Source organism: Microcystis sp. LE19-84.1B, from assembly GCF_027531875.1.
Lineage (GTDB): Bacteria > Cyanobacteriota > Cyanobacteriia > Cyanobacteriales > Microcystaceae > Microcystis > Microcystis panniformis.
Map to the genome: position 1 here is coordinate 1 of NZ_JAPZSR010000286.1, position 1,579 is coordinate 1,579.

Consider the following 1,579-nt stretch of genomic DNA (forward strand, 5'->3'; position numbering starts at 1 on the left):
AACCGACGGTAAACAGGAAGATTAAGGGTCGTCGCAGTTTACCCAGGGAGTAAGAGCGAGATTTTCGGGCAGAATCAGGAAAAACAGTGAAAGAATGCAGAAAATGATTCATAAATTCCAGCTAAATTCTATAAACTGCGCCACCATGCCCAGAGGAAAAATACCAGCAATTTGGTTGTGTGTTCCCTTTTCTATTGTAAGGACTCCCTGTGCAAAAAAATTTTTTCTCGAAAGGTATCTAGGGTTGGCTGAAAAAGTTTGTTGGTGGGGTTAGGAGTCGGTCGCAGGCCGGGGAAGTCAGAATAAGAGAATCACCGGAGCGCACTTGCAAGGGTCTCCCTTTGCGTTCGCTATTGTATAAACTCTTTGAAGTCTTGGTTCAGCATGATATTTATATTGATGATATTCTTGACGAATTTCTTCTAAGGCCGATAGTCTCGTTTGGTACGATTGACTACGCCAATAAGCTGTCTCCGTTTTGGGAGCTTTTAAGTTAACTTTTTGATAAGTGATTTTCATAGAGAGATTAAGTAGGTAGGCGTTAAAAACTATCAGACACCCCCCTTATCAAGGGTAGATCCCCCCGCCTATCGGCACCCCCCTTATCAAGGGGGGCAGGGGGGATCGACACCCCCCTTATCAAGGGGGGATTAAGGGGGGATCCCCCCTTATCAAGGGTAGATCCCCCCGCCTATCGGCACCCCCCTTATCAAGGGGGGCAGGGGGGATCGAACCTAAAATCCATTTTTAATTTAATTATAACCCAGCTACTTAAGTGTCATTTTTAACCTTTATTGTTTAAACAGGGATGGCGGTTTCTAGGGAAATTTTCAGATTCGTGTTCTCAGAAATCCTATAGTTAAGTTTTTCAAAACCAATAACTTCGCCTTTTTGATTTTTCATTAAAATAACTTCGTCGCCGGTTTCTTCGCAGAGATATTCCGAGTAGCGATCGCCAAACCACACGGTTAAGGTATTGCCCATCGGATCATAATAAACGTTTACTTCTGCCATAAAATTTCCCCTTCTTTAATTGCATCGGTGGGATAAGTGGTAATTAGGAAACCATCACCATTGAGTTTTCGGATAATGGCACAGAGCCAACGTTTTGGTCGTTGAAGTTGATAAAAAAGATAAACATTGGGATCACTGCGGCTACGTCGAATTTCATCAGGTTGGCTAAGGGTTTCTTGGACTAATTTTTCTTGTCCTTTCATTATAGGATGTTTTATCTGGGTGATAATTTCCCAATAGGCAACAGTGACGCAGATCGTACAATTAAGAGGGGTTGAAATCTCAAAAAATAGATCATTTTTGCTCATGTTTTGTCCTCATCAGCAAATTCTTAGTCAAGATGAAAACTGGCATCTTCGGGGGCGATAATTGTGACCGGAGAAATAGTCCCGACGGCCAATTTCGGCTGATTTATAGAAACGATAACCGACGGTAAACAGGAAGATTAAGGGTCGTCGCAGTTTACCCAGGGAGTAAGAGCGAGATTTTCGGGCAGAATCAGGAAAAACAGTGAAAGAATGCAGAAAATGATTCATAAATTCCAGCTAAATTCTATAAACTGCGC

3 protein-coding genes and 1 pseudogene are annotated in these 1,579 nt (G+C 42.4%); all 4 read right to left on the reverse strand.

Annotated elements, in window-relative coordinates:
* Nucleotides 1–297: 297 nt before the first annotated feature.
* Entirely contained in the window at nt 298–519 is a 222-nt protein-coding gene (locus O9324_RS16315; RefSeq protein WP_288140724.1) for a hypothetical protein, read from the reverse strand.
* A gap of 279 nt (nt 520–798) precedes the next feature.
* Nucleotides 799–1,014 (reverse strand): DUF2283 domain-containing protein, encoded by a 216-nt coding sequence (locus O9324_RS16320; protein ID WP_288140725.1) that lies wholly within the window; start codon nt 1,012–1,014, stop codon nt 799–801.
* Nucleotides 1,002–1,322 (reverse strand): DUF4258 domain-containing protein, encoded by a 321-nt coding sequence (locus O9324_RS16325; RefSeq protein ID WP_158199480.1) that lies wholly within the window; start codon nt 1,320–1,322, stop codon nt 1,002–1,004. Before O9324_RS16325 ends, O9324_RS16320 begins: the two co-directional genes overlap by 13 nt.
* 35 nt (nt 1,323–1,357) lie before the next feature.
* A pseudogene (locus O9324_RS16330) lies at nt 1,358–1,550 on the reverse strand (hypothetical protein); the annotation flags it as partial.
* Nucleotides 1,551–1,579: the final 29 nt, after the last annotated feature.